Origin of the sequence: Salinibacterium sp. dk2585 (genome assembly GCF_008001035.1) — a bacterium.
GTDB lineage: Bacteria > Actinomycetota > Actinomycetes > Actinomycetales > Microbacteriaceae > Homoserinimonas.
This window is the reverse complement of the sequence record NZ_CP042856.1, coordinates 760714-784738: the sequence shown is the minus strand read 5'-3', so window position 1 is coordinate 784738 and position 24025 is coordinate 760714. Positions and strand designations below refer to the sequence as shown.

Genomic DNA, 24025 nt, shown 5'->3' with positions numbered 1-24025 from the left:
GCGCGCCTCGCGGGCATAGGATAAATCGTCCGCACACGTAGGAAGTTGCCCATGTCTGTCAACGCCACCGCTGAAGTGCCCACCCCGGCGAACCCGCGCTCTCGCGTCGTGCTCGCGAGCCTCGTCGGCACGACGATCGAGTTCTACGACTTCTACGTCTACGCCACCGCTGCGGTACTCGTGTTCCCGCATCTCTTCTTCCCCGCCGGGGACGAGACGACCGCGCTGCTCTCCTCCTTCGCCGTCTTCGGCGCCGCCATGGTCGCGAGGCCGCTCGGCGCGGTCTTCTTCGGCCACCTCGGCGACAAGGTGGGGCGCAAGACCACGCTCGTCGCCGCCCTCCTCACGATGGGCATCGCGACCTTCCTCATCGGCGTACTGCCGACCTACCTCGTCATCGGATGGTTTGCGCCCCTCCTGCTCGTGATCCTCCGTCTCGCCCAGGGCTTCGCGCTCGGCGGCGAATGGAGCGGTGCTGCGCTCGTCGCGACCGAGAACGCCCCGAAGGGCAAGCGCGCCTGGTACGGCACCTTCCCGCAACTGGGTGCACCCATCGGCTTCATCATCGCCAACGGCCTCTTCCTCATCATCGCGGCGCTCCTCCCCTCCGACGACCCCAGCCGCCCCTCCGACGCCTTCCTCGACTGGGGATGGCGCATCCCGTTCCTCTTCTCGGCCGTCATGGTCATCGTTGGCCTGTGGGTGCGACTCAAGCTCGTCGAGAGCACGGCGTTCTCCAAGACCGTCACAGGTGGACGCGTCGTCAAGCTGCCGCTCGGCCTCGTCGTCCGTCGCAACTGGCGCGAGCTGATCCTCGGCACCTTCTTCATGCTCGCGACCTACGTGCTCTTCTACCTCATGACCACGTTCTCGCTCAGCTACGGCCGCGCACCGGTCGACCCGCAGGACTCGGGCGTGCAGCCGGGACTCGGCTACGACTACACGACCTTCGTGCTCATGATGATTGTCGGCGTCGTCTTCTTCGGCATCTTCACGCTCGTCTCCGGCCCCCTCGCCGACCGTTTCGGCCGTCGCCGCACGCTCATCGTCGTGACGCTCGCCATCATCGCCTTCGGGCTCCTGTGGGTGCCGCTCCTCAGCGCGGGCTTCGCGGGCGTCATGGCATGGCTCATCATCGGCTTCACCCTCATGGGCTTCACCTTCGGGCCCATGGGCGCGCTGCTGCCGGAGTTGTTCCCCACCAACGTGCGCTACACCGGCTCCGGAATCTCCTACAACGTGAGCTCGATCCTCGGCGCCGCCGTCGCCCCCTTCATCGCCGTGTGGCTGTGGGCCATGGCTGACGGCAGCCCCGTGCTTGTGGGCGTCTACCTGGCTGTCATGGCCGCCATCACGCTCGTGTCGCTCATCATCGGCAAGGAGACCAAGGACGTCGACATCGAGCGCTGAGACGCTGGGTAGGATGGATGCCATGAGCAAACGCAACGGCGCGCGCGGCGCGGTCACCTTCTGGTCCTGGGCCCTCGTCACCGTCTCCGCGGTGCTCTTCGCAGGGTGGGCCTACACCGTCTTCGTCGGCCCCATCCCGTTCCTCAACCCGTAACTCCCTGGGCCGCTGCGCGCGGACGCTCCGGCGGGATCGCCGCCAGCAGGGTGCGCGTGTAGTCGTTCTGCGGGTCGGCGTAGAGCCGCTCGTTGCTCGACAGCTCGACGATCTCGCCCTGGCGCATGACCGCGATTCCGTGGCACATCTGCTGCACGATCGCGAGGTCGTGGGCAATGAAGAGGTAGGTCAGCCCGAGATCCTGTTGTAGGGTCGCGAGGAGCTCAAGCACCTGCGACTGGATCGACACGTCGAGGGATGCCGTCGACTCGTCGAGGATCATGAGCTTCGGTTCGACCGCGAGCGCCCGCGCGATGCTCACCCGCTGGCGCTGTCCGCCCGAGAGCTCGTGCGGGAACCGGTCGGCGAAGTCGCGCGGCAGCCGCACGAGTTCGAGCAGCTCCTCCACCCGCCCACGACGGCCTTGCGCCCCCGCGGCGAGCTTGTGCACGCGGAGGGGTTCCGCGATCGCTTCGGCCACCGACATCCGTGGGTTTAGTGACGAGAAAGGGTCTTGGAAGACCATGCTGATCTCGCGCCGAAGCTGCGTGAGCTCGGCACCGCGGCGCCCGAAGATATCGCGTCCCTCCAGTGTGACGGTGCCGCCAAGCGGCTCCGTGAGGCCCGTCAGCACGCCCGCAACGGTGGACTTGCCGGAGCCCGACTCCCCCACGAGGCCCAGCGTGTGTCCGCGACGGATGTCGAGGCTCGCGCCACGCACGGCGTGCACGGTCGACTTGCCCGTCGCCGTCGTGATCGGGAAGCTGACATCGAGGTCGCGGATCGACAGCAGCACGTCGGCGTTCGGATCGGCGGGCGCAGGCGTGGCTCGACCCAGCACCGGCCGAGCGTCGAGGAGGGTGCGCGTGTAGTCGTGCTGGGGCGCGTTGAAGACCTCGACAATGGGCCGCTGCTCAACCGCCTCCCCGCGGTAGAGCACCGTGACGTCGTCGGCGACCTGGCCGATCACGCCGAGGTCATGGCTGATCCACACGACCGCCATCCCTCGCTCCTCCTGCAGCCCACGCACGAGTTCGATGATCTGCGCCTGCGTCGTGACGTCGAGCGCCGTCGTGGGCTCGTCGGCGATGAGCAGATCGGGGTCGCAGGCGAGGGCGACCGCGATCATGACCCGCTGTCGCTGCCCACCCGAGAGCTGGTGGGGGTAGGCGGCGAGCCGGTCTGAGGGGTTTGGGATGCCGACGGAGTCGAGGAGCTCCAGGGCACGGGACCTCGCCTGACGACGACTGAGGCCGAGGTGGACTTCTGGGCCTTCCGTGAGCTGGCGTTCCAGCGTGAGCAGTGGATTGAGGGACGTGCTCGGGTCCTGGAAGATGAAGCCGATGCGGTCGCCGTGGACTCGTCGGAGCTGCGTCGGCGTTGCGGTGACGAGGTCGAGGCCCGCAGCATCCGTCGACCCCAGCCGGCTCGCGCCCGTCACGAGGGCTCCCGGCGCATCGATGAGCCCGGTCGCGGCGAGCACCGTCATGGACTTGCCGGAACCCGACTCCCCCACGATGCCGAGCGTCTGGCCGCGTTCGACATCGAACGAGACCCCGTCGACGATCGTCGAACGGCCGATCGTGACACCCAGGTCACGCACCGAGAGCACCGCGGTCATCGGCGCCTCCTTGCCTCGAGGATGGTTCGCTGGCGCGGGTCGAGCACGTCGCGAAGGCCGTCGCCGACCAGGTTGAACGCCAGCACGGTGATGAAGATCGCGGCGCCGGGGAAGATGCTCATCCACCACGCCATGCCGAGGAAGCCCTGCGCATCGAAGAGCATGCGGCCCCAGGATGGCTGTGGCGGCTGCACCCCGAGGCCGAGGAACGACAGGGCGGCCTCCGAGAGGATCGCGAAGGCAAGCGAGAGTGAGGTCTGCACGATGAGCGGGCCGGTGATGTTGGGCAGGATGTGGCGGCGCAGGATGAAGAATGACCCCGTGCCCATCGTGCGGGAGGCCTGCACGAAGGGTTCGACCGCGACACTCAGGGTGCTGCCGCGCGTCACGCGGGCGAAGATCGGCGTGTAGACGATGCCGATCGCGAGCATGGTCGTGAGCAGCCCCGGCCCGAGGATCGCGACGATCGCCATCGCAAGCAGCAGCACGGGGAAGGCGAACATGACATCGACGCCGCGCATCAGCACGGTGTCGAGCCAGCCGCGCGTGTAGCCCGAGACGATTCCAACGACGACACCGATGACGAGGGCGAAGGCGACACTCGCCACCGCGACGAGGAGCGAGACCCTCGTCGCGACGAGCACACGCGAGAAGACATCGCGGCCGAGGTCATCCGTGCCGAACCAGTGCTCGGTGCTCGGCGGCTGGAGGGCGTTCACGACGTTGGTGGCGTTGACCCCGTAGGGCGCGACGAGGGGGCCGATGAGGGCCACCACGCTGACGAGCAGGAGCACGACGCATCCGGCGAGCGTCACCTTGTTTTGCAGCAGCAGGCCGACGAGACTCCCCCGCGAGGGCGGCGTCGCGGCGGCGGGCGCCTGCTTCTCTGACATGGTCATGACAGTCGGATCCTCGGGTCGACAACGGCGTAGAGCACGTCCACCAGCAGGTTGATGAGCAGGAACATGACCGCGATCAGCAGCACCGCCCCCTGGATGATCGGGTAGTCACGCGACGCGACCGCGTCGAAGACGAGCCTGCCGAGTCCCGGCCAGGCGAAGACCACCTCGACGACGATCACCCCGCCCAGCATGGTGGCCATCTGGATGCCCGTGATGGTCAGCACCGGCACGAGCGCATTGCGCACGATGTGCCTGAAGGTCACGACCTTGGGGGCGAGCCCCTTCGAGCGGGCGGTGCGGATGTAGCCCATGCTCGCGACGTCCAGCACGGCCGCGCGGATGTACCTGGTCATGATCGAGCCCGCCACGATGCCCATCGTGATCGCCGGCAGGGTGACCCGACGCAACCACTCGAGCGGGTCATCCGTGAAGGCCACATAGCCGGAGGACGGCAACCAGCCCAGCACCGAAGAAAAGAGGGTGATGAGCAGCATGCCCATCCAGAAGTCGGGAACCGAGACGCCGAACTGGCTTGCGATGCGCACGATGCCGTCACTGATGCGGCCCTCCCGGAGGGCCGAGTAGATGCCTGCTGGCAGTGCGACGGCAAGGCCGATCACGAGGCCCGCGAGCGCGAGGGAGATCGTGGCGGGCAGGCGCTCCAGCAGCACCGCCGTGACCGGCTCGCCGTTGCGAAAACTCACGCCCAGATCGCCCGTGACCGCCCCTCCGAGGTATCCGACGAACTGCTCCCACAGTGGGCGGTCGAGACCGGATGCCGCGCGCAGGGCCTCATAGGAAGCCTCCGTGTACCTCGTGCCAAGGGCGATCCGTACGGGGTCGCCCGGCACCAGTTGCACGATCGAGAACACCACGACCATGACCCCGACCAGCACGACCGCCGTGTAGGCGAGTCGCCGGGCCAGGAACCTGACCGTGGTGTTCTCGAGCACTGCCCTCATGTCTGTGCGAGCGTCAGTCGCTGAACGACACGTTCTTGAAGCGGATGGCCCGGTCGCCGCGCGCCTCGTAGTCCTCAAGCTCCGGCGTCCACGCCTGGATCACCGAGGGGTTGTAGAGGTAGATGTAGCTGGCGTCGTCGGCGATGAGCGCTGCGGCCTCGTCGTAGAGCGCCTTGCGAGCATCCGTGTCGGTCTCGGTGCGCGCCTCGTCGAGGAGCGCGTCGACCTCGGGGTTGGAGTACTGCTGCGCGTTGCTGCCACCCGCACTGTGGTGCTGCGCGTAGTAGAAGTCGTCGGGGTCGATGTTGCCAAGCCAGCTCATCATGAGCATGTCGAAGCGTCCCGCGTTCTGCGCATCGAGCCAGCTCGCGAAGTCAGGGCTCGAGATGTTCACCGTGATGCCGATCTCGGCGAGGTTGTCGGCGATGACCTGGGCGGCCGCGACCGACTCCGGGTAGTCGGAGGAGACGAGCAGCTCCATCTCGGCGGAGGGCACGCCCGCGTCGGCCATGAGGCTCTTCGCCTGGTCGATGTCGGTGCTGTAGGCGTCGTACTCGCTGTACCAGGAGCTCGCCTTCGGGATCGCGAGCTGGTTGACCTCGGCCGTGCCGTAGCTCGTGACCTGCGCGATCGCGTCGCGGTCGATCGCGTAGGCGACGGCCTGGCGCACGCGCACGTCATTCCACGGCTCCTTGGCCTGGTTCATGGCGAGGTACCAGTAGTCGTTGCTGGGGTTCTGGCCGAGCACGATCGTGTCGTCCCCCTCAAGGCCCGCGACCTGCTGGGCGGGAATCGAGTCGGTCCAGTCGACGTCACCGCTCTTGAGGGCGGCGAGTGCCGTCGACCCCTCCGAGATGAAGCGGAAGGTCACACCCGCGATCTCGGGCGCGCCACCCCAGTAGTCCTCGTTGGCGACGAGCTCGATGCTGTCGCCCGAGGTGTAGTTCTCGAGCGAGAAGGGGCCCGTGCCGACGGGGGCGGTCGAGATGTCGCCGCTCGCCGCGTTGTCCTCGTTCACGATCGCGAGGCCCTTGAATCCGCCGAGGCTCGAGAGCAGGTTGGGGGTCGGCTGGGCGACCGTGATCTCGACGGTCGTGTCATCCGTCGCGGTGATGTCGGTGATGGCCGAGAGCCGCCACGCGTTGGAGAGCTCCTCGTCGATGATGCGGTTGTAGGAGTAGACCACGTCGTCGGCGGTGAATTCGGAGCCGTCGTGGAAGGTCACGCCCTCCCGGAGACTGAAGGTCCAGGTGAGCTGGTCGTCGCTGAGTTCCCAGTCCTCGGCGAGCGCTGGCTGCATCTCGAGGTTCTCGTCGGGCTCGACGAGGGTGTCGTAGATGTTCTCAAGCACCTGGAACGAGAAGTATGAGGTGGTCTTGTGCGGGTCGAGCTGGTCGGGTTCGCCCGCGATCGCGGCGGTGAGCACGCGGCCATCTGCGCCGTCGAGGTCGACCCCCTCCCCCGTGGAGCAGGCGGCCAGGGCTGCGACGCCCGTCATGGCGATGCCCGCCAGCAGCATTCGTGACTTCATGGGGGTGTCCTCCGAGCTCTCGGGTGAGCGGTCAGCTGCGACCGTTCGGCCATTTCGATCAATCTACTGATGTTTGCATCATTATGGAGTAGCTTGGTCGGGCGGACAAGGCCCGCGAGCCAAAGAAACACGATCGCAACATCCCGCCGCGGAAGGACCCATGACCTACAGCCTGCTCCTCGCCCACCCCGCGAGCCGCACGCTCGCCGTCGCGACCGCGAGCTTCTCCCTCGCCGTCGGCAAGGCGGTGCCCGCGGTGCTCCCCGGCATCGGTGCCGTCGTGAGTCAGGCCTACACGAACACCCGCCTCCGCGGCCCACTCCTGCGGATGCTCGAATCCGGGCAGCACCCCGCAGCCGCCCTCGCCAAACTCGCCATCCTCGACACGGACCCTGCCCGTCGCCAGGTCGGCCTCCTGGCCGCCGACGGGTCCCACGCCGCTCACACCGGCACCGACTGCAGCGACTGGGCCGGCCACCGCTCCGCACCAGGGATCCTCGTGATCGGCAACCTCCTCACCGGCCCCGACGTCGTCGACGGGATGCTCGCCTCCCTCACCACCTCACCCCTCGTCACCTCGGCCCTGGTCAGCGGGGCGGATGCTGCGGCTCACGACATCGCCCGGCGCGCCGTCAGCGCACTCCGCACCGGCCTGGCCGCTGGGGGCGACCGCCGCGGGCAGCAGAGCTCGGCACTGCAGGTCGCCGCGGGAGGGCGCGACAGCGACTGGCCGCCAGCCCTCACGGTCGACCTGCGGGTCGACGACCACGGGCATCCGCTCGACGAGCTCGACCGGATGCTCGACCTGAAGTTCGGCGCCTGACCCCTCAGGGCGCCCTCAGGCCACAACGGGCCGTCAGGCTTCGAAGGGGCTCACGGCCCCCAACACGACCGTCGTGCCATCGGAGGCGTTCGCCCACCAGTGGGGCACCGAGCATCCGTAGGTCATGGCGTCACCCTCCTCGAGCACGACCTCACGCTCACCATGCACGACCCGCAACGAACCCGACTCGACCAGCACGCATTCCGTGCCCAGGTGGCGGAACGGCTGCCCCTCATTGGAGAACCCCGGCGGTAGGGTGCTGCGGATGAGCTGCATGGTCGTGTGCTGCCGCGGTGTCACCAGCTCGCGCACCACACGCTGACTCTCGGGACCGTCTGCGGTCGGCAGCATGAAACGGTCCCCCAGGCGCACGACCGCGCCATCTCCGTTTGGATCCCCGGCCAGCAGCTTCGACATGGGAACACCGAGGGCGCTCGACAGCCGGTGCAACGACGCAAACGACGGATTGCCGAGGCCGCGCTCCAGCTGGCTGATCAGCCCGAAGCTGACCCCAGAACGTGAGCTCAGAGCCTGCACGCTCAAGCCCTGCCGCTTGCGTTCCGTCTTGAGGAGCGCGCCGAGCGCCGCAATCTCGAGGTCAATACTCGACGACGTGTCGTCCATGCGTGCCACCCTAGCGCGGGGCCCGCACGGGCCTGGCGAACTCGACCGTGAGCAGCACCCCGGCGAGCACCATCACTCCGCCGACGATCTCGGCCACGTTCGCGCTCGCTCCAAGCAGGAGCGAACCGGCCACCGTGAACACCGTGATGAGGTTGAGCGACGCTCCCGCTTGCTGTGCGGGGAGGCGCTCAAGCGCGAGGTTCCAGAAGACGTAGGCGATGAGCGACGGGCCGAGTCCGATGTAGATGAGCGCTGCCCATCCGGCGCCCTGGGCGGGGACCGTGAGTCCATCCCACCAGGCGAACGGCGCCAGCACCATCAGTGCGATCGCTGCTTGCACCGTGACCGAAGCGATTGGCGGCAGCGGCGCACCCAGGCGCCCCCCGATCGTGTATCCCGTCCACACCACGATCGCGCCGAGCATGAACACGCTGCCCAGCTGCAGCGGTTCCCTCAGGATCGCGAGAGGATCGCCGCCGCTCAGCACCAGCACGACACCCAGGAAGGCGATCACGATTCCGACGACCGCTCGCACTGACATCCGCGAGCCCAGGATGACAACCGCGGCGACCGCGATCAGGGCCGGATTGAAGGCGTTGATGAGGGCTGAGTTCAGGGCCGAGCCGTGCTCGAGCGACAGGTACAGCAGCAGGTTGTAGGCGCCGACCCCCATGAGGCCGACCGCCAGATGCCGCGGCCAGTGCCGGAGCACCTCTCCCCAGTGAGGGCGCTCGAACAGCTGCGCCACCAGCACGAGCGGCACGAGGGCGATCGCCCAACGAGCCCAGACAAGGTCGAAGGCGCCCATCTCGGCGCTCGCGAAGCCACCGACCAGAAAGTTGCCGGCCCAGGCGAGCGTCGCAATGACCAGGCACGCAATGCCGGCCAGAGTGCGCCGAGGCGTCGCGGGAGTCTCGGCAGATGGCATCCGCGACAGCCTACCGAGTCCGCGGTGGGGCCGGCACCAGGGGCACCCTTCTTGGTTCGGTACTGTACTCGGGCGTCAGGCAGGAGGCAGTGGCGCATCCCCGAAGCGGCGGCGCTCGCGGCGACCAACGAGCACGCCTTCAACAACGAGCAGCAGCACGGCCAGCCCGATACCCGCATACGTCACGTACTCCGACGGCTCGATCGCTTCACCAAGCAGAAGCAGGGCGACGAACACAAGCACGATCGGTTCCACGTAGCTGAGCAGCCCGAAAAGGCTGAACGACAGGAACCGGCTCGCGACGATGTAGAGGGTCAGCGCGACGGCGCTGATCGCCCCGAACGCGATGAGCATCAGCCACGGTCGCTCGCCGCCTGAGGCGCCGGGGCCCACGGCGAACCACAGGCACGGGATGAGCAGCACCACGAGCTCGATCCACATGGCACCGGGAGTATCCACCCCGAAGGCGCGACGGATCGTGAAATAGATCGGATAGCCCAGTGCGACAGCAAAGGTCGCCCACGACAGGCCGCCGGAGGTGAAGAACGCCGCCCCCACACCGATGACCGCGGCGATGACGGCCGCCGTGCGCACCCCGCTCAGCCGCTCACCGTGCAGCAGCACCCCCACGATGACCATCGTCAGCGGCATCAGCAGGTACCCGAGCGCCACGTCCAGGCCGTGCCCCGACATGGGAGCCCAGGCGAACAGCCACAACTGGAGTCCGAGGAGGGCGGCGTTCAACACCAGCACGAGCACCTGCCAGGGCTTCGCTCGGAGGCGAGCCCACGCATCCGTCACCGATGCCCACGACCGGATCGCCAGCAACAGCACGGCCATGAACGGGACCGTCACTACGATGCGCCACGACACCACCTCGGCATCCGTCATTCCCTCGAGCGCCGCCGGAATGAAATACACGGCACCGAACAACACCGACGCGACCACCGAGGCGATGATGCCGCGGCCCTGCGTCTCGGCCTTGTGGGAGGGATGGGTCACCCCCCAATTGTCTCAGTCTCACGGCAAGGCGCTCGTAGACTTGGTTGCGGCGCCGCAGTCGACCGCGCCACCGATCCCCGGAGCTGAACAGCATGAGCATGAGCGCGCCCGCACGAGGCAAGAAGCGAACTCCCGAAGGGCCCCGGGCGAAGTTCAGCCAGCTGCTCCCCTACCTCGCCGAGCACAAGCCCGTGCTGGCCGTCGTGGTCGTGCTGAGCATCCTGGGCGCCATCGCCTCGCTCGTGCAGCCCCTCCTCATCGGGGAGGTCATCACCGCCGTGCAGTCCGGCGAGACGCTCGGCGGGCTCGTGTGGGTGCTCGTCGCGCTCGTCGTCATCGCCGCGATCATCAGCGGCGTGCAGCACTGGCTGCTCCAGCGCACCGGCACCGGCATCGTGCTGTCGGCCCGCCGCCGCCTCATCTCGCGAATGCTGCGCCTGCCGATTCGCGAATACGACACCCGCCGCACGGGTGACCTCGTCTCCCGAGTTGGCTCAGACACCACGCTCCTCTACGCCGTCATGACGCAGGGACTCGTCGACGCGATCGGCGGCGTGCTCATCTTCCTCGGCGCCCTCATCGCGATGCTCATCCTCGACCCCGTGCTGCTGGGCCTCACCGTCCTTGTGATCGGTGTCTCGATCGCCGTCGTCGGCAGCCTCTCGGGCCGCATCCGTCGCGCCAGCCAGCAGCAGCAGGAGAAGGTGGGCGACCTCGCCGCGGCCGTCGAGCGGGCCCTGAGCGCCATCCGCACGATCCGCGCAGCGGGTGCCACCGAACGCGAGAACGAGACCATCGACGGCAACGCCCGCGCCGCCTGGAGCAAGGGCATCAAGGTCGCCAATGTCTCGGCCTTCGTCGTGCCGGTCGCCGGCATCGCCCTGCAGGTGTCACTCATCACGGTGCTCGGCATTGGCGGCTTCCGCGTCGCGGCTGGCGAGACGAGCATCGCCGAGCTCGTGATGTTCGTGTTCTTCCTCTTCATGCTCATCAGCCCGCTCGGCCTCGCCTTCGGTGCCGTGACGTCCGTCAGCCAGGCGCTCGGCGCCCTCGGCCGCATCCAGGAGATCATCGACCTGCCGAGCGAACGGGACGAGGATGCTGCCGCCACGCCGCTCCCGCCAGTCGCCACCGATGACGCCATCACCTTCGACCGCGTGCACTTCTCCTACCCCGAGTCGGCCCACAAGACCGAAGCGGAGAAGCTCCTCGTCGCCGAACTCGGCGAAGACGCCGTCGACCACGACCGCACCGTGCTGCACGACGTGTCGTTCACGGTTCCCCGCGGGCAGCGCATCGCTCTCGTCGGCCCGTCGGGCGCGGGCAAGTCCACGATCCTCGCGCTCATCGAGCGCTTCTATGACCCCACCGCTGGCGCCGTGCGCATGGAGGGCCGCGACATCCGCTCGCTCAACCGCGACGAGCTCCGCGCCCGCATCGGCTACGTGGAGCAGGACGCCCCCGTGCTCGCCGGCACCATCCGCGACAACCTCACGCTCGGCGCCCCGGACGCGACGGATGCCGCATGCATCGAGGTGCTCGGATCCGTCAACCTCACGGGGGTTCTCGAGCGCAATCCCGCCGGCCTCGACGCGCAGGTCGGCGAAGACGGCGTCATGCTCTCGGGCGGCGAGCGCCAGCGGCTCGCGATCGCACGGGCACTCCTCGCGGCACCACCCATCCTGCTGCTCGACGAGTCGACCTCCTCGCTCGACGGCCTCAACGAGCAGCTCCTGCGCGAGGCCATCGACGCCGTCGCGGAGCACCGCACCCTCATCGTGATCGCCCACCGCCTTTCGACTGTCGTCGACAGCGACCGCATCATCGTGCTCGAGAAGGGCCGCGTCGTCGGCGAGGGCACGCACTCGGAGCTTGTGGCGAGCACGCCGCTCTACCGCGACCTCGCGAAGCACCAGCTGCTCGTGTAGGAGGTGCGGCCGGTATCGGCGCCTCGACAGGGGTTTCGATACGGCCGTGGACGGCCAACTCAACCCGCGCACACGCGGGGCGTGCATGTGAGTGGCCAGAGTTTCTGCCAAGCGAGCTCGGGATGCCGGAACTCTGGCCACTCACGAGCGCGGCACGCTCCCGGGCGCTACTGCGGGAGGAGGCTCAGCATCCCGTGCAAGACCACAGGCGCCGCGCTCGCTGTTCGGCGGGATGCTCGCCGCAGTGCACGCGCGTTCTGCCGAAACGTGAGCGCCGCAGTCGGATGGCGCGGGCGCGCCCCCGAATCCTGAGTTGTGAATGTCAGAGTGTGCGCATGGTGAAGGCGTTCGCGAGGTGGCGCGAGATCGGCGGAGCGCCGAGCGAGCGAATCGCGAGCGAGCGAGCGGCATGCCCCGACGGCGACAGCGCGCGACCCATCGCGGTGTTGAACGCCGCCTGCGCGATCGCGCGGCGCGTGGCCCGCATCCGCTGCGTCTCGAATGCCGCGAGCGCGTTGGGTGTGCACGAGCCACCCGTCAGCACCCGAGCGAGCGCCCGCGCCTCGAGCCAGCCCAGGTTGAGCCCCTGCCCGCCGATGGGGCTGATCTCGTGCGCCGCGTCGCCGATCAGCACGACACTGTCTGGCGTTCCGCCGGGTGGATGCCCGAGCATTCGCGTCGCCAGCGCCTGCTTGGCCGTGAAGGCGCTTACCGGGGCGGGCGAGTCGAGCACGTGGCCGGTGCGGGCCCGCACGACTGACGCAAGCGCAGCGAAGTCGGCCTCCGGCATGGGCTGCGGCACCCGCGCCACCCAGCGCCGGCGCCCGGCGGGCAGCGGGAACGACTCCACGACCCCCTCCCGCTCGAACGCCAGCAGCGCCCGGTCGCCGAGCGCATCCCCGTCGACATCTGCCATGAGGTAGTGCGCGGTGCCGCGACGTCGCACGACGGGGATCCCGAGCAGTTCGCGCACGGTGCTGCGCAACCCGTCGGCCGCCACCACGAGGCGAGCGGATGCCGCGGGCCCACCTTCCACGTCGAGCCGGTGTCCGCCCGGCACCGGGTGCAGGCCCAGCACCCTTCGCCCGAGCGCGAGGCGACCGGGGGCCAGCGCTTCCAGGCGGGCGCGGAGCATCCGTTCGACGTGCTGCTGGGCGAGGGCGTAGACGCCGTCGAGGGACATTCCGCCGAGCACGCGGCCGTCGGCCATAGCCGCCCCATGGGCGATGGGGCGGCCGTGTGCAGGAACGTGCACGCCCGCCTCGGCGAGCGCCTCGACGGAGGGCGGGTGGATGCCGATCGCCCGCGCTCTCGGCGAGATCGTGTCCCTCGACTCGAAGACGGCCACGTCGCGCCCGGCCTGCGCCAGTAGCACGGCGAGCAGCATGCCGACCGGGCCGCCGCCGACGATCGCGACGTCGTGCATCACGGGCGTGCGGGCGGTGTCGCAACTCGGCTTGCCCCCGGGCGCACGACCCGCAGGAGCAGGTACCGCGAGGGAAAGCGGCGGATGACCCGCCACCCCGCGCCCACCGCCCGGCGCAGTTCGCGGGCGGTGTAGGAGCGTCGGATCGAGGTGAGCCCATCGGGCCGGATGAAGGAGCCGCGCAGCACCGGCCACGCGAGTGCCGTGCCGGCCGCGAAGGCGAGGTACCCGCCGCGACTGCGCTCGATGTCGGCGTGGATCGTCATGACCCGCGCCCGAGCGTGCGTCGTCTCCAGGAACCCGTCGAGGTCGTCGAGGTGGTGCAGCACGTGGTTCGAGATCACGAAGTCATAGCGTTCTTCGAGGTGCTCGACCCGGGCCGCAATGAAGCGCACCCCGTGGGACGGCACGGATGTCGCGTAGTCGTGAGCACGGGCATCCGGATCCACGCCCGTCACCTCGAGCCGTAACCCGTCGTGCCTCGCCCAGCGCGCGAGGGCGCGGGAGAGGTCGCCGCCGCCGCACCCGACATCGAGGAGCGTGCGGGGCTCGGTGGAGCTCAGCAAGGGGCGGATGACATCGCGATAGGTCGCCCGCCAGCCCGAGACGACCGCGTTGACGTAGGGGAAGCGACGGTAGGTGTGGTCGAGCATCCGCCGATCGCAGTCCGGGTCGTCCATGAACTCGGCGAGATGGGTCGCGCGCCGGCGCAGGTCGGGGATCACGTCGCCGTGAAGAGGCCGGACTCGACCGTCAGGCCCGGCCCGAACGCCATGGCACACACCCGATCCCCGGGCTGCGCCGAGCCGAGGATGTGCTTGAGCACGAAGAGCACGGTCGCGCTGCTCATGTTGCCGTAGTCACGCAGGGTCTCCCTCGACGGCACGAGCTGCGCCTCGCTCAGCCCGAGCGTGCTCTCGACGCGGTCCAGGATGCTGCGGCCACCCGGATGCACGGCCCAGTGCTCGATCTCCGACACGGATGCCCGGGCGAAGAGTGGCTGCAGCGCCCCCTCGATGTACTCCCCGATGATCTTCGGCACGTAACTCGAGAGCACCATTTCGAAGCCCTCGTCGCCGATCGTCCACGCCATGTCGGCCTCGCCGACCGGGGTGACGACGCTCTCGAAGGCGTCGAGCGAGCATCCGCCCGGCACGGTCTCCGCCGCGACGACCGCGGCGGCCGCGCCGTCGGAGAAGAGGGATGCCGCGACGATCTGGTCGGGGTCGTCGGAGGTGCGCACGTGCAGCGTGCAGAGCTCGACGCTCACGACCAGCACGACCGCCTCGGGGTCGGCGTCGACGAGCTGCTTTGCGAGCTTCAACGCCGGCATGGAGGCGTAGCAGCCCATGAACCCGAGGTGGAAGCGCTGCACGCCGGGACGCAGCTTCAGCTCGCGGGCGATCAGGTACTCGGGGCCGGGGGCGAAGAAGCCCGTGCACGAGACCGTGATGACGTGGGTGATGCGGTCGCGGTCGATGCCCTCGGTCGCCTTGCGTGCGACCTCGACGTAGAGGCGACCGGCCTCCTCGGCATAGAGGTCGTTGCGCGCCTTGGTGCTGGGCACGAGCAGCCGCCCCGACTTCGAATCGAAGAAGAGCGGGTCCTCACTTTCGCTCTCCCATGACATCTCGGCGATCGCGCTGTGTCGCGTCTCGATCGCGGCGTTGTCGAAGGTCGCCGGCACGAGCCGCTGGGCGAGTCTGCCCAGGCCGGGTTGGGCGGCGAAGACGTCGCGCACGGTGTCTTGGTGGAGGACTGTGTCGGGCACGAGAGTCTCAAGGGCGATGATGGCGGGCATGTTCCTGTGTTTACCACCGCCTCCTTCGGATGGGATGGACACGAGCATCCCGAATCTGTATGTTATGTATACATATACCGAGCATGCAAAGGGGAATCGATGTCGGTGCGGATGAGCGTCCTCGCGATGTTGGCCCAGCAGCCCAGCTACGGCTACCTGTTGCGGGCCGAGTTCGACCGGCGCACGGGCGCGCCCAAGCCCCTCAACGTCGGCCAGGTCTACAAGGTGCTAGAGATGCTCGAACGCGACGGTTTCGTCACGCGCAGCGAGCAGACGGATGCCGACGGGCACGTCTTCTACGAGGCATCCGCCGCCGGCCGCGTCGAGGTGGAACGCTGGCTCAGCACCCCCGAGCAGGCGGATGCCCCGGCCCGCAGCGATCTCGCGGTGAAGGTTGCAATCGCCTCGACACTCCCCGGGGTCGATATCGAACGGATGCTCGCCCTCCAGCGCCAGGCCGCCATCGAGCGACTGCAGCAGCTCACCCGCGCCACCGCCCCCGACGGCGCCGGGCTGGGCCCCCAGCTCGCCGGCGACGCCATCATCTTCGAGGCCGAGACGGAGGTGCGGTGGCTCGACCATGTGGCGGAACGCATCCGGGCCGCCCGAGCGGCGGGGACTCCCCTCGACGTGCCCTTCGACACGGAACCGCCGAAGCGCGGACGGCCACGCATGGCCAGCAAGGAGACATCATGACCGAGTTGCTCACCCTCAGCGCCGTGGCCCGCACCTACGACGGTCCCGAGAAGGTGCAGGCCCTGGCCGACGTCGACCTCACGGTGCACACGGGCGAACTCGTCACTGTGATGGGGCCCTCGGGGTCGGGCAAGTCGACGCTGCTCGCCCTCGCCGGTGGCCTCGAACACCCGACCGCAGGCACCGTGTCACTCTCCGGGCGCACGTTGGCCGACCTCAATCCTGGGCAGCTGGCGGAAGTGCGTCGGCGCGAGGTCGCCTTCGTGTTCCAGCAGTACAACCTTGTGCCGCTGCTCACGGCGATCGAGAACGTCACCCTGCCGCTCGAGCTCGACGGTTGGTCAGCCGAGCGCTGCGCCGAGGCCGGCCGCGACGCCCTCGCGGCGGTCGGCATGGCGGATGCCGCCGAGCTCTACCCCGAGCGCCTTTCCGGCGGCCAGCAACAGCGGGTTGCGATCGCCCGGGCCATCGCGGGCGAGCCGCGGCTGATCCTCGCCGATGAACCCACCGCCGCCCTCGACAGCGTCGCGGGCGAGTCGATCATGCGACTCATCCGATCGCGCGTCGACGCCGGTGCCGCCGCGATCGTCGTCACGCACGACGCGCGGCTCGCCGCCCTCGCAGACCGGGTGCTGTCCCTGAGCGATGGGCGACTGCAGCCCGAGGCATCCGGAGTGTCCCGATGATGCGGATGCCCCTGCCCGAGCGCTTGGCGCTGCGACGGGCCCGGCGGGAGTGGCGCGGCACCATCCTCGCCGCCGTGTTCTTGGCCGTGCCATTCACGGCGCTCATCGTCGTGAACACCGTCGCGGCTGCAGAGTCAGGAAGCGGGCCGGCAAGTGGCCTCACGGTGGGCACCGGGCTCGTACTGCTGCCCCTCGTCATCGCGATCGTGGTGATGATCGCCGCGAACGCCCTGGTCACCACGCGGCGCGACGAACGGATGCTCGCACTCCTCAGGAGCGCGGGCGCCTCCCGCGGCTCCCTCTTCCGCTTCGTCTCCGCCAGCGGCGTGCTGAGCGGGCTGGCGGCGGCCGTCGTTTCCGTGATTGTCGGAATCCCCGTCGCCTGGTTGTGGCTCGGCCAGGTCACCGTCGTCTCGCCGGGGCCCGTCGCCGGAATCGCCGTGTTCTGCCTCGTGCTGGGCTGGGCGACATCCGTTGCTGCCGGCGTCGTCGCCAGCGCAGTCGACGCCAACCGCGTGCTGCGGGGCCTCCCCCGCAAGACGAGCGGCCAGTGGCGCACCGACCGCATTGGCGCAGTCATCGTGCTCATCGGCATCGCGGCGCTCGCGCTGGGCTTCGCAGCGGTCTTCGCCGTCAGGGAGTCGACACTCGGGGGCACACAGCCCTCCTTCTGGGCCGCCCTTGTGGGCGGCTTCGTCGGGTCGGCGCTGGCCGGTTTCGCGCCGATGCTGCTGATCATCGGGCTCGCCCTCATGATGCCGCGACTGTTCCGCATGGTCGGCACCGCAACGCAGCGCTTCGGCCTCGCCGCGCGACTCGCGTCGCGGGACGCCGAGCGGAGCTGGAGCCGATCGGTCTCGGCGGGCGCAGCCGTGCTCGTCACGACCTTCGCCATCGCGAGCTACATCTCACTCGTCTCGCTCAGCAGCGCCGAGGCGGAGGCAAGCCACCGCTGGGAGCTGCAGGAAGGCCAGTTCGCCGTCTCGCTCATCGATCTCGAGTACGCGAACGACGTGTTCGACCCGCGCCCGGTCGGCAACCCGGACGACATCGTCGCGGCGGTGACGGATGCCGTGGACACGGACGATGTGCGAATTCTCCAGGGGGTGCAGGGGCCGTACTACGGCGCGCCGGTGGAGGACTCCGAGGGGTACAGCGGGAGGCAGGCGATGCGCTTTCCCGAGGGCGGGCTCCCCCACCCGCGCCTCGCCGAGCCGAACGTGTGCGACGCCCGGGAGCTCGACGCGTGGCGGTGCGAACCGGCCCACCACTACGACTCCCTCGCCTTTCCGCTCCGACCGGGCACGCCCACCATCTGGGTCGGGGATGCCGCGGACCTGGTCCACATCCTCGGCGGAACCGTCGACACGGCGACCCTCGATGCGCTGGCCTCGGGTGAGGCCCTCGTGTTCGACACCCGCTACCTGGCAGCCGATGGCACGGTGTCGATCGACTGGCACGGCGAGGACTTCGTTCCCGAGAACGAGCCGGGCGAGTTCCTGCCGCGGGGCGAGCCGCTCCGCTCCGTAACCCTCGACGGGCACCTGGTGCCGCTCACGCACCCCATCGACTACGGCGTCTTCCTCCACGAGGAGACTGCCGCCGAACTGGGCCTCGAGGCACAGCCCTCCCGCATCCTCGGCACCCTGACCGCCCCGCCCGAGCAGTACAACAACTACGACACCTATGCCGCGCTGGGCGCCGCCGCCGGCACGACGGCGGACGTCATCGTCGAGAGCGGGCCGTCCGAGACCGAACCCGGCTGGGTGGAGGGCGCGCTCATCATCGGCGGTGGAATCTCCCTCGCCGTCGCCCTCATCGCATCAGGCCTTGCACGGCACGAAGGGCGCCACAGCGACCGCACGCTCGCCACCCTCGGGGCCTCGCCAGGCATCCGTCGCCGCATCTCAGGGTGGTACGTGCTCACGGTCGTCGGCACGGCGAGCGTGCTTGGCACCGCCGCGGGCATGCTGTGGGCGAGCGCCACCGTCGTGAGCTTCGGGAGCGGGCTGCTCGGGATCCCGTGGGTCGAGCTCGGCGTGCTGGCCGTGGGGGTGCCGGTGGTTGCTGCAATCGTCGCGCGCCTGGTTCCGGTAGCCAAGCGAGACGCCGAAGCTGCCGCCTGACAGCGACGCGGGGCACGGCTAGCGTTGACCCCATGACGCAACGACGCTTCGGTTCCTGGTTCGATGATCTCCCCGTTGGGGCCGTAACCCATCATGCGATCAGGCGCACACTGACCGAGTCCGACAACGTGCAGTTCTCGACGATGACGATGAACCCGCAGCCACTGCACCTCGACGCCGAGTTCGCCGCCAAGACGGAGTTCGGTCGACCCCTCGTCAACTCGCTCCTGACCCTCAGCACGGTCGTGGGCCTCAGCGTGCCGGAGCTCACGCTCGGCACCACGGTGGCGAACCTCGGCTTCGGCAGCATCGAGTTTCCGGCCCCCGTCTTCGCGGGAGACACGATCCGAGCGGTCACCGAGGTCACGAAGGCGCGCGAGTCGAGGTCGCGCCCGGATGCGGGCATCGTCGAGTTCCGCCACGACGGCTTCAATCAGCGTGGCGAACTCGTATGCAGGGCGTTCCGCTCAGCGCTCATGCTGCGGAGGCCAGCGGATGAGGAGCTCAGAGCCGTTCGATGATCGTGGCGTTCGCCATCCCGCCACCCTCGCACATCGTCTGGAGTCCGTAGCGCCCGCCCGTCGCCTCGAGGTGGTGCAGCATCGTCGTGAGGAGCCGGGTTCCCGACGACCCGAGCGCGTGCCCGAGTGCGATCGCCCCGCCGCGCGGATTGAGCTTGGCCGGGTCGGCGCCGAACTCGGCAGCCCAGGCGAGCGGCACGGAGGCGAAGGCCTCATTGACCTCGTAGGCATCGAGGTCATCGAAGGAGAGCCCCGAGCGCTTCAGGATGCGATGCGTCGCCGGGATCGGCCCGGTGAGCATGTAGAGCGGGTCATCCCCGACCACCGAGAAACTGTGGAACCGGGCTCGCGCTCGCAGCCCGAGCGACTTCGCCACCGTCTCGCTCATGACGAGCACGGCCGAAGCGCCGTCGGTCAGCGGTGACGAATTGCCCGGCGTGATCGACCACTCCAGGTCGGGAAAACGCTCGACCATGTGGTCGTTGCGGAAGGCCGGCTGGAGCCCTGCGAGCGCCTCGACGGTGGTGCCGGCTCGGACCGTCTCGTCGCGATCGAAGACGGCCGTGGTGCCATCCTCTGCGGGGATCGTCACGGGCAAGATCTCCCGCTGGAAGTGTCCGCTGTCTGCCGCCTCGGCGGCGCGGCGATGCGATTCGGCCGCGTACTCGTCAAGCGTCTTCCGAGAGAAACCCCACTTCGAGGCGATCAGCTCAGCCGAGACGCCCTGGTTGACGAGCCCCTCGGGGTAGCGGGCGCGCATCCGCTCACCATTGGGGCTGCCGCCGGCCGCGGCGGCGCCGAGCGGCACACGACTCATCGACTCGACGCCGCCCGCGATCGCGATGTCGTAGGCACCGCTCATGACGCCCTGCGCCGCAAAGGCCGCCGCCTGCTGGCTGGAACCGCACTGGCGATCGATCGTCGCAGCCGGCACCGAGGTGTCGAAACCAGCGGCGAGCACTGCCCCGCGCGCGATGTTGCTGCTCTGGTCACCGATCTGGCTGACGCATCCGATGAGCACGTCGTCGATCTGGGCGGAGTCGAGACCATTGCGTTCCAGGAGCGATGCGAGCACCGTCGCGAGCAGGTCGGTGGGGTGCACGCCTGAGAGTGCGCCACCCATCTTTCCCCTGCCTGAGGCGGTGCGCACCGCATCGACGATCACGGCACTCTCCATCACGACCTCCCTACCTCCGCGGTCAGCGGCCCTTCCAGATCGGTTCGCGCTTCTCGGCGAAGGCCCGCGCGCCCTCTGCGGCATCCTCCGAGCCGAACACCCGCTCAAACTCCTCCGTGATGACTTCCCACGCCTCGGGCTCCCACGTGCCGGAGTGGGCCGTGAGGGCGACGATGCGCTTGCTTGCCTGCACCGCGACGGGAGCATTCTGGGCGATGTGCTCGGCGAGCTCCAGGGCGGTGTCGAGCACCTCATCGGCGGCGACGACCTCATTGACGAGGCCCCAGTGCTGGGCGTCGTTGGTCATGATCGGCTCACCCGTGAGCACCATGCGCATGGCCACCTTCTCGGGCATCTGCTGCACGAGACGGGGCACTCCGCCGCCCGCCGCGAAGAGGCCGCGCTTGACCTCGGGAAGCCCCAGCGCAACACCCTCGGCCGCGACGATGAGGTCGCATGCGAGCGCCAGTTCGAGCCCTCCCCCGAATGCGTAGCCGTTGACCGCGGCGATGAGCGGCTTGGAGCAGTAGTGCCGCACCCACTCGCCGAAACCGCGCTCGGGCTTCTCGAGCACTGCCTCGCCCGCCGCGAGCGCCTTCAGGTCCTGGCCCGCGCAGAAGGCAACGCCCGTGCCGGTCAGCACACCGACCCGCAGGTCGGCGTCGCTGTTGAGCTGCTCGAGGGCAGCTCCGAGCGCCCGCGCGGTCGCCGTGTTGATGGAGTTGCGCGCTTCCGGGCGGTTGATGCGAATGATGAGCACATGGCCGCGCTGCTCGAGAACGACCTCGTTGCTGTCTGACATGTCACTCTCCTGTCGTAGGAACCCGGATGATGAGTGCGTCGCCCTGTCCGCCTCCACCGCAGAGCGCAGCGGCCCCGATGCCGCCGCCACGGCGTCGGAGCTCGAGGGCCAGTTGGAGCACGATCCGCGCCCCCGACATCCCGATGGGGTGGCCGAGCGCAATCGCGCCACCGTTGACGTTGACCTTCTCCGGGTCGATCCCGAGTTCGTTCGTCGACGCGATGCCAACGGCGGCGAAGGCCTCGTTGATCTCGATCAGGTCGAGTTCGGAGGGGTCGATGCCCTCGCGACGGCAGGCGTCACGGATGGCGGCGGCTGGCTGGTGCTGCAGGGTCGAGTCGGGCCCGGCCACCATGCCGGGCGCGCCGATCTCGGCGATCCACTCGAGGCCGCGCTTCTCGGCCTCCTCCTTGCTCATGATGACGAGCGCACACGCCCCATCGGAGATGGGTGAGGAGTTGCCCGCCGTGACGGTGCCGTCGGGACGGAAGGCTGGCCGAAGCCCCGCGAGTGACTCGACCGAGGTGTCGGGCCGCACGGTCTCGTCCCGATCCACGACGACGGGGTCTCCCTTGCGCTGGGGCACCTCCACTGGCACGATCTCGTCGGCGAAGCCACCGGAGGCGTGCGCCGCGGCGGCGCGCTGGTGCGAGCGGGCGGCGAAGGCGTCCTGCTCCTGGCGCGAGAGGCCGTCGCCGTCATTGCGCTGCTCCGTGAGCAGGCCCATCGACTGCTGCGTGAAGGCATCGAACAGGCCGTCGATCTCCATGTGGTCGGCCATCGTCAGGGCGCCATACTTGTGGCCTGTACGGGCATGCTGCAGGTGGGGCGCGTTGCTCATCGACTCCTGCCCGCCCGCGACGACGGTCGAATACAGTCCCGTGCGGATGTACTGGTCGGCCACGATGATCGCCTGGATTCCCGAGAGGCACACCTTGTTGACGGTGAGGGCATTCACGCTCATGGGGATGCCACCCTTGATCGCTGCCTGCCGGGCTGGCATCTGGCCCGCGCCAGCGGTGAGCACCTGGCCCATGACGACGGCCTCGACGTCGTCTCCCGAAATGCCCGCACGCTCGAGGGCACCCCTGATGGCGACGCCTCCCAGCTCCGCCCCGGAGAATCCAGAGAGCGATCCGAGGAGCTTGCCCACCGGGGTCCTCGCTCCTGCCACGATCACGCTTGTCACTGTGTACCTGCCTTCGCTGTCGACAACCTCGTCGACGTCACTGTCATGTCGGACTACTGGGGTGGCATCCGCAGCGCGCCGTCCATGCGCACCACTTCGCCGTTGAGGTAGTCGTGTTCAACGAGCATAAGCGCGAGCTGTGCGTATTCACTGGGCCGTGCGAGGCGCTGCGGGAACGGGATGCCCGCGGCAAGTGACGCGTTCACCTCCGGCCCGAGCGACGCCATCATGGGCGTGTCGACAATGCCGGGCGCGATCGTGTTGACCCGGATGCCGTAGCGGGCGAGGTCGCGCGCTGCAGGCAGGGTCATGCCGACGACGGCACCCTTCGACGCAGCGTAGGCGATCTGGCCGATCTGTCCCTCGTAGGCGGCGACGGAGGCCGTGTTGATGATGACTCCCCGCTGGCCGTCCTCGTCGGCGGACTGCTCCGCCATGACCTGGGCAGCGAGCCGAAGCACATTGAAGGTGCCGAGCGTGTTGACCTCGAGCGCGCGCCGGAAGAGCTCCAGCTCGTGCAGTCCGCGCGAGGACAGCGTGCGCCGCGCGGGGGCGATGCCGGCGCAGTTGATCACGATGCGCAAGGGACGCTCCGCATCGAGCGCCGACAGCGCGGCCGAGACATCCTCCTCCGAGGTGACGTCGGCGGGGACGAGCCGCACTCCTTCGTGCGTCGGCGCCTTCTCGACCTGCGACAGCAGGTCAAGGCCGATGACGTGCGCCCCGGCCGAGACGAGTGCCGCAGCCGTGGCCGCGCCGAGTCCCGATGCGGCGCCCGTGACAACCGCGGTGGTTCCCTCGATCTTCATGTGTCTCCTTTCGTCCGGCTCGCTACAGTGCGAGCGCATACATCGCGACGGCCGAGGCGGCCGCCACGTTGAGGCTGTCGATGCCGTGCCGCATGGGGATTTGCACGACGGTGTCGGCGGCGGCGAGCGCCTCGGGCGTGAGCCCCTCCCCCTCCGTGCCGACGACGAGGGCGACGCGCTCGGGCGCCGCGGCCGCGAAGTCGCGCAGCGCCACGGCGTCGTCGGTCAGCGCGAGCGCTGCGATGTGGAAGCCGGATGCCATGAGCTCCCGCCGCGCGGAATCCCAGGGCCCGAGGCGCGTCCACGGCACCTGCAGCACGGTGCCCATGCTGACCCGGATGGCCCGGCGGTAGAGGGGGTCGGAGCAGCGCTCGGTGACGAGCACGGCGTCCGCGCCGATGCCGGCGACCGAGCGGAAGATGGCGCCGACGTTGGTGGGGTCGACGACGTTCTCGATGATGACGACGCGGCGGGCATCCGCCAGCAGTTCCGACACGGAGGGCAGCCGGGGCCGCTCCATCGACGCGATGAGGCCGCGGTGCAGCGCGTACCCGGTGAGCTCCGCGAGGAGCGTGTCGGGTCCCGAAAACACGTCAACCTCGGGTCCGACCAGTGCCACAGCGTCGTCGACGGATGCGCCGAGGGCGAGCACGGCACGCGGCCGATGGCCCGCACGCAGCGCCCGCTCGAGCACGATCGCCGACTCGGCGATGTAGAGTCCCAGCTCGCCGCTCGGGTCGCCGTTGCGTCCAGCCTTCTTGAGCGCGACATCCGTGCGGTGCGCGAAGTCGGCGAGGCGCGGGTCTGCGAGCGACTCGACGGGGATGACGGGCATGGCTTCCATTCTGGCGCGTGGCCGCTCCTCACGCCGAACGAGGATCGCCCGCCGGAACCACGGGTTCCGGCG

Annotated in this window: 23 protein-coding genes; 8 read left to right on the top strand and 15 right to left on the bottom strand. The window is 69.1% G+C overall.

The window, feature by feature from the left end; genetic code table 11:
- Positions 1-51 precede the first annotated feature (51 nt).
- On the top strand, positions 52-1410 hold the full coding sequence (locus FVA74_RS03700) for an MFS transporter (protein ID WP_147720444.1): 1359 nt from the start codon (positions 52-54) through the stop codon (positions 1408-1410).
- A 22-nt stretch (positions 1411-1432) separates the two neighbouring features.
- A complete protein-coding gene (locus FVA74_RS13805) occupies positions 1433-1564 on the top strand; it encodes a hypothetical protein (protein ID WP_255471424.1) in 132 nt (43 codons plus the stop codon).
- Here FVA74_RS13805 and FVA74_RS03695 read toward each other — a convergent pair.
- Genes FVA74_RS03695 through FVA74_RS03680 form a run of 4 tightly spaced genes read right to left on the bottom strand, consistent with a single transcriptional unit; the run spans position 1554 to position 6580 of the window.
- Positions 1554-3185 (bottom strand): ABC transporter ATP-binding protein, encoded by a 1632-nt coding sequence (locus FVA74_RS03695; protein WP_147720442.1) that lies wholly within the window; start codon positions 3183-3185, stop codon positions 1554-1556. The two genes, FVA74_RS13805 and FVA74_RS03695, sit on opposite strands and share 11 nt — an antisense overlap.
- The gene (locus tag FVA74_RS03690; RefSeq protein WP_147720440.1) at positions 3182-4084 is read right to left on the bottom strand and encodes an ABC transporter permease; all 903 of its coding nucleotides are present in this window, start codon (positions 4082-4084) and stop codon (positions 3182-3184) included. Before FVA74_RS03690 ends, FVA74_RS03695 begins: the two co-directional genes overlap by 4 nt.
- The gene (locus FVA74_RS03685; RefSeq protein ID WP_147720439.1) at positions 4081-5049 is read right to left on the bottom strand and encodes an ABC transporter permease; all 969 of its coding nucleotides are present in this window, start codon (positions 5047-5049) and stop codon (positions 4081-4083) included. Before FVA74_RS03685 ends, FVA74_RS03690 begins: the two co-directional genes overlap by 4 nt.
- 13 nt (positions 5050-5062) lie before the next feature.
- Entirely contained in the window at positions 5063-6580 is a 1518-nt protein-coding gene (locus FVA74_RS03680) for an ABC transporter substrate-binding protein (RefSeq protein ID WP_147720437.1), read from the bottom strand.
- 160 nt (positions 6581-6740) lie between these two features.
- Here FVA74_RS03680 and FVA74_RS03675 point away from each other — a divergent pair, with 160 nt between their 5' ends.
- A complete protein-coding gene (locus FVA74_RS03675; protein WP_147720435.1) occupies positions 6741-7403 on the top strand; it encodes a DUF1028 domain-containing protein in 663 nt (220 codons plus the stop codon).
- A 33-nt stretch (positions 7404-7436) separates the two neighbouring features.
- Here FVA74_RS03675 and FVA74_RS03670 read toward each other — a convergent pair whose 3' ends face one another.
- From FVA74_RS03670 to rarD, 3 genes are all read right to left on the bottom strand, one after another.
- On the bottom strand, positions 7437-8027 hold the full coding sequence (locus FVA74_RS03670; RefSeq protein ID WP_147720433.1) for a helix-turn-helix domain-containing protein: 591 nt from the start codon (positions 8025-8027) through the stop codon (positions 7437-7439).
- Between the two features lie 10 nt (positions 8028-8037).
- A complete protein-coding gene (locus tag FVA74_RS03665) occupies positions 8038-8955 on the bottom strand; it encodes a DMT family transporter (RefSeq protein ID WP_147720431.1) in 918 nt (305 codons plus the stop codon).
- A 75-nt stretch (positions 8956-9030) separates the two neighbouring features.
- Positions 9031-9957 (bottom strand): EamA family transporter RarD, encoded by a 927-nt coding sequence (gene rarD, locus FVA74_RS03660; protein WP_147720430.1) that lies wholly within the window; start codon positions 9955-9957, stop codon positions 9031-9033.
- Positions 9958-10055: 98 nt separating this feature from the next.
- On the opposite strand from rarD, the gene FVA74_RS03655 reads away from it, so the two are divergent.
- Positions 10056-11885 carry an ABC transporter ATP-binding protein gene (locus tag FVA74_RS03655; protein ID WP_187266460.1) on the top strand — a complete coding sequence of 610 codons (1830 nt, stop codon included), beginning with the start codon at positions 10056-10058 and terminating at the stop codon, positions 11883-11885.
- A gap of 322 nt (positions 11886-12207) precedes the next feature.
- Here the strand turns inward: FVA74_RS03655 and FVA74_RS03650 are convergent, their stop codons facing one another.
- The 3 genes from FVA74_RS03650 to FVA74_RS03640 are packed head-to-tail and all read right to left on the bottom strand — an operon-like array spanning position 12208 to position 15112.
- Positions 12208-13311 carry an NAD(P)/FAD-dependent oxidoreductase gene (locus tag FVA74_RS03650; protein ID WP_147905584.1) on the bottom strand — a complete coding sequence of 368 codons (1104 nt, stop codon included), beginning with the start codon at positions 13309-13311 and terminating at the stop codon, positions 12208-12210.
- The gene (locus FVA74_RS03645) at positions 13311-14036 is read right to left on the bottom strand and encodes a methyltransferase domain-containing protein (RefSeq protein ID WP_240792294.1); all 726 of its coding nucleotides are present in this window, start codon (positions 14034-14036) and stop codon (positions 13311-13313) included. The genes FVA74_RS03650 and FVA74_RS03645 overlap by 1 nt, the downstream gene beginning before the upstream one ends.
- Positions 14033-15112, bottom strand: coding sequence for a type III polyketide synthase (locus tag FVA74_RS03640; RefSeq protein WP_147720426.1), 1080 nt, complete (start codon positions 15110-15112; stop codon positions 14033-14035). Before FVA74_RS03640 ends, FVA74_RS03645 begins: the two co-directional genes overlap by 4 nt.
- A 99-nt stretch (positions 15113-15211) precedes the next feature.
- On the opposite strand from FVA74_RS03640, the gene FVA74_RS03635 reads away from it, so the two are divergent.
- The 4 genes from FVA74_RS03635 to FVA74_RS03620 are packed head-to-tail and all read left to right on the top strand — an operon-like array spanning position 15212 to position 19141.
- The gene (locus FVA74_RS03635) at positions 15212-15808 is read left to right on the top strand and encodes a PadR family transcriptional regulator (RefSeq protein WP_147720424.1); all 597 of its coding nucleotides are present in this window, start codon (positions 15212-15214) and stop codon (positions 15806-15808) included.
- On the top strand, positions 15805-16494 hold the full coding sequence (locus FVA74_RS03630; protein WP_147720422.1) for an ABC transporter ATP-binding protein: 690 nt from the start codon (positions 15805-15807) through the stop codon (positions 16492-16494). The genes FVA74_RS03635 and FVA74_RS03630 overlap by 4 nt, the downstream gene beginning before the upstream one ends.
- A gap of 5 nt (positions 16495-16499) precedes the next feature.
- The gene (locus tag FVA74_RS03625; protein ID WP_147720420.1) at positions 16500-18620 is read left to right on the top strand and encodes a hypothetical protein; all 2121 of its coding nucleotides are present in this window, start codon (positions 16500-16502) and stop codon (positions 18618-18620) included.
- 32 nt (positions 18621-18652) lie between these two features.
- Entirely contained in the window at positions 18653-19141 is a 489-nt protein-coding gene (locus FVA74_RS03620) for a MaoC family dehydratase (protein WP_147720418.1), read from the top strand.
- Here FVA74_RS03620 and FVA74_RS03615 read toward each other — a convergent pair.
- The 5 genes from FVA74_RS03615 to FVA74_RS03595 all read right to left on the bottom strand — a co-directional run bounded on the left by FVA74_RS03615 (position 19125) and on the right by FVA74_RS03595 (position 23953).
- Positions 19125-20318, bottom strand: coding sequence for a thiolase family protein (locus FVA74_RS03615; protein WP_147720408.1), 1194 nt, complete (start codon positions 20316-20318; stop codon positions 19125-19127). The two genes, FVA74_RS03620 and FVA74_RS03615, sit on opposite strands and share 17 nt — an antisense overlap.
- A 22-nt stretch (positions 20319-20340) precedes the next feature.
- Positions 20341-21120, bottom strand: a complete 780-nt coding sequence (locus tag FVA74_RS03610) for a crotonase/enoyl-CoA hydratase family protein (RefSeq protein ID WP_147720406.1) — start codon at positions 21118-21120, stop codon at positions 20341-20343.
- 1 nt (position 21121) lies between these two features.
- Positions 21122-22300: an acetyl-CoA C-acetyltransferase gene (locus tag FVA74_RS03605; protein WP_206022665.1), complete on the bottom strand. Its 1179-nt coding sequence runs from the start codon at positions 22298-22300 to the stop codon at positions 21122-21124.
- A gap of 62 nt (positions 22301-22362) precedes the next feature.
- Positions 22363-23118, bottom strand: coding sequence for an SDR family NAD(P)-dependent oxidoreductase (locus FVA74_RS03600; protein WP_147720404.1), 756 nt, complete (start codon positions 23116-23118; stop codon positions 22363-22365).
- A 22-nt stretch (positions 23119-23140) separates the two neighbouring features.
- Positions 23141-23953, bottom strand: coding sequence for an RNA methyltransferase (locus tag FVA74_RS03595; RefSeq protein ID WP_147720401.1), 813 nt, complete (start codon positions 23951-23953; stop codon positions 23141-23143).
- Positions 23954-24025 lie beyond the last annotated feature (72 nt).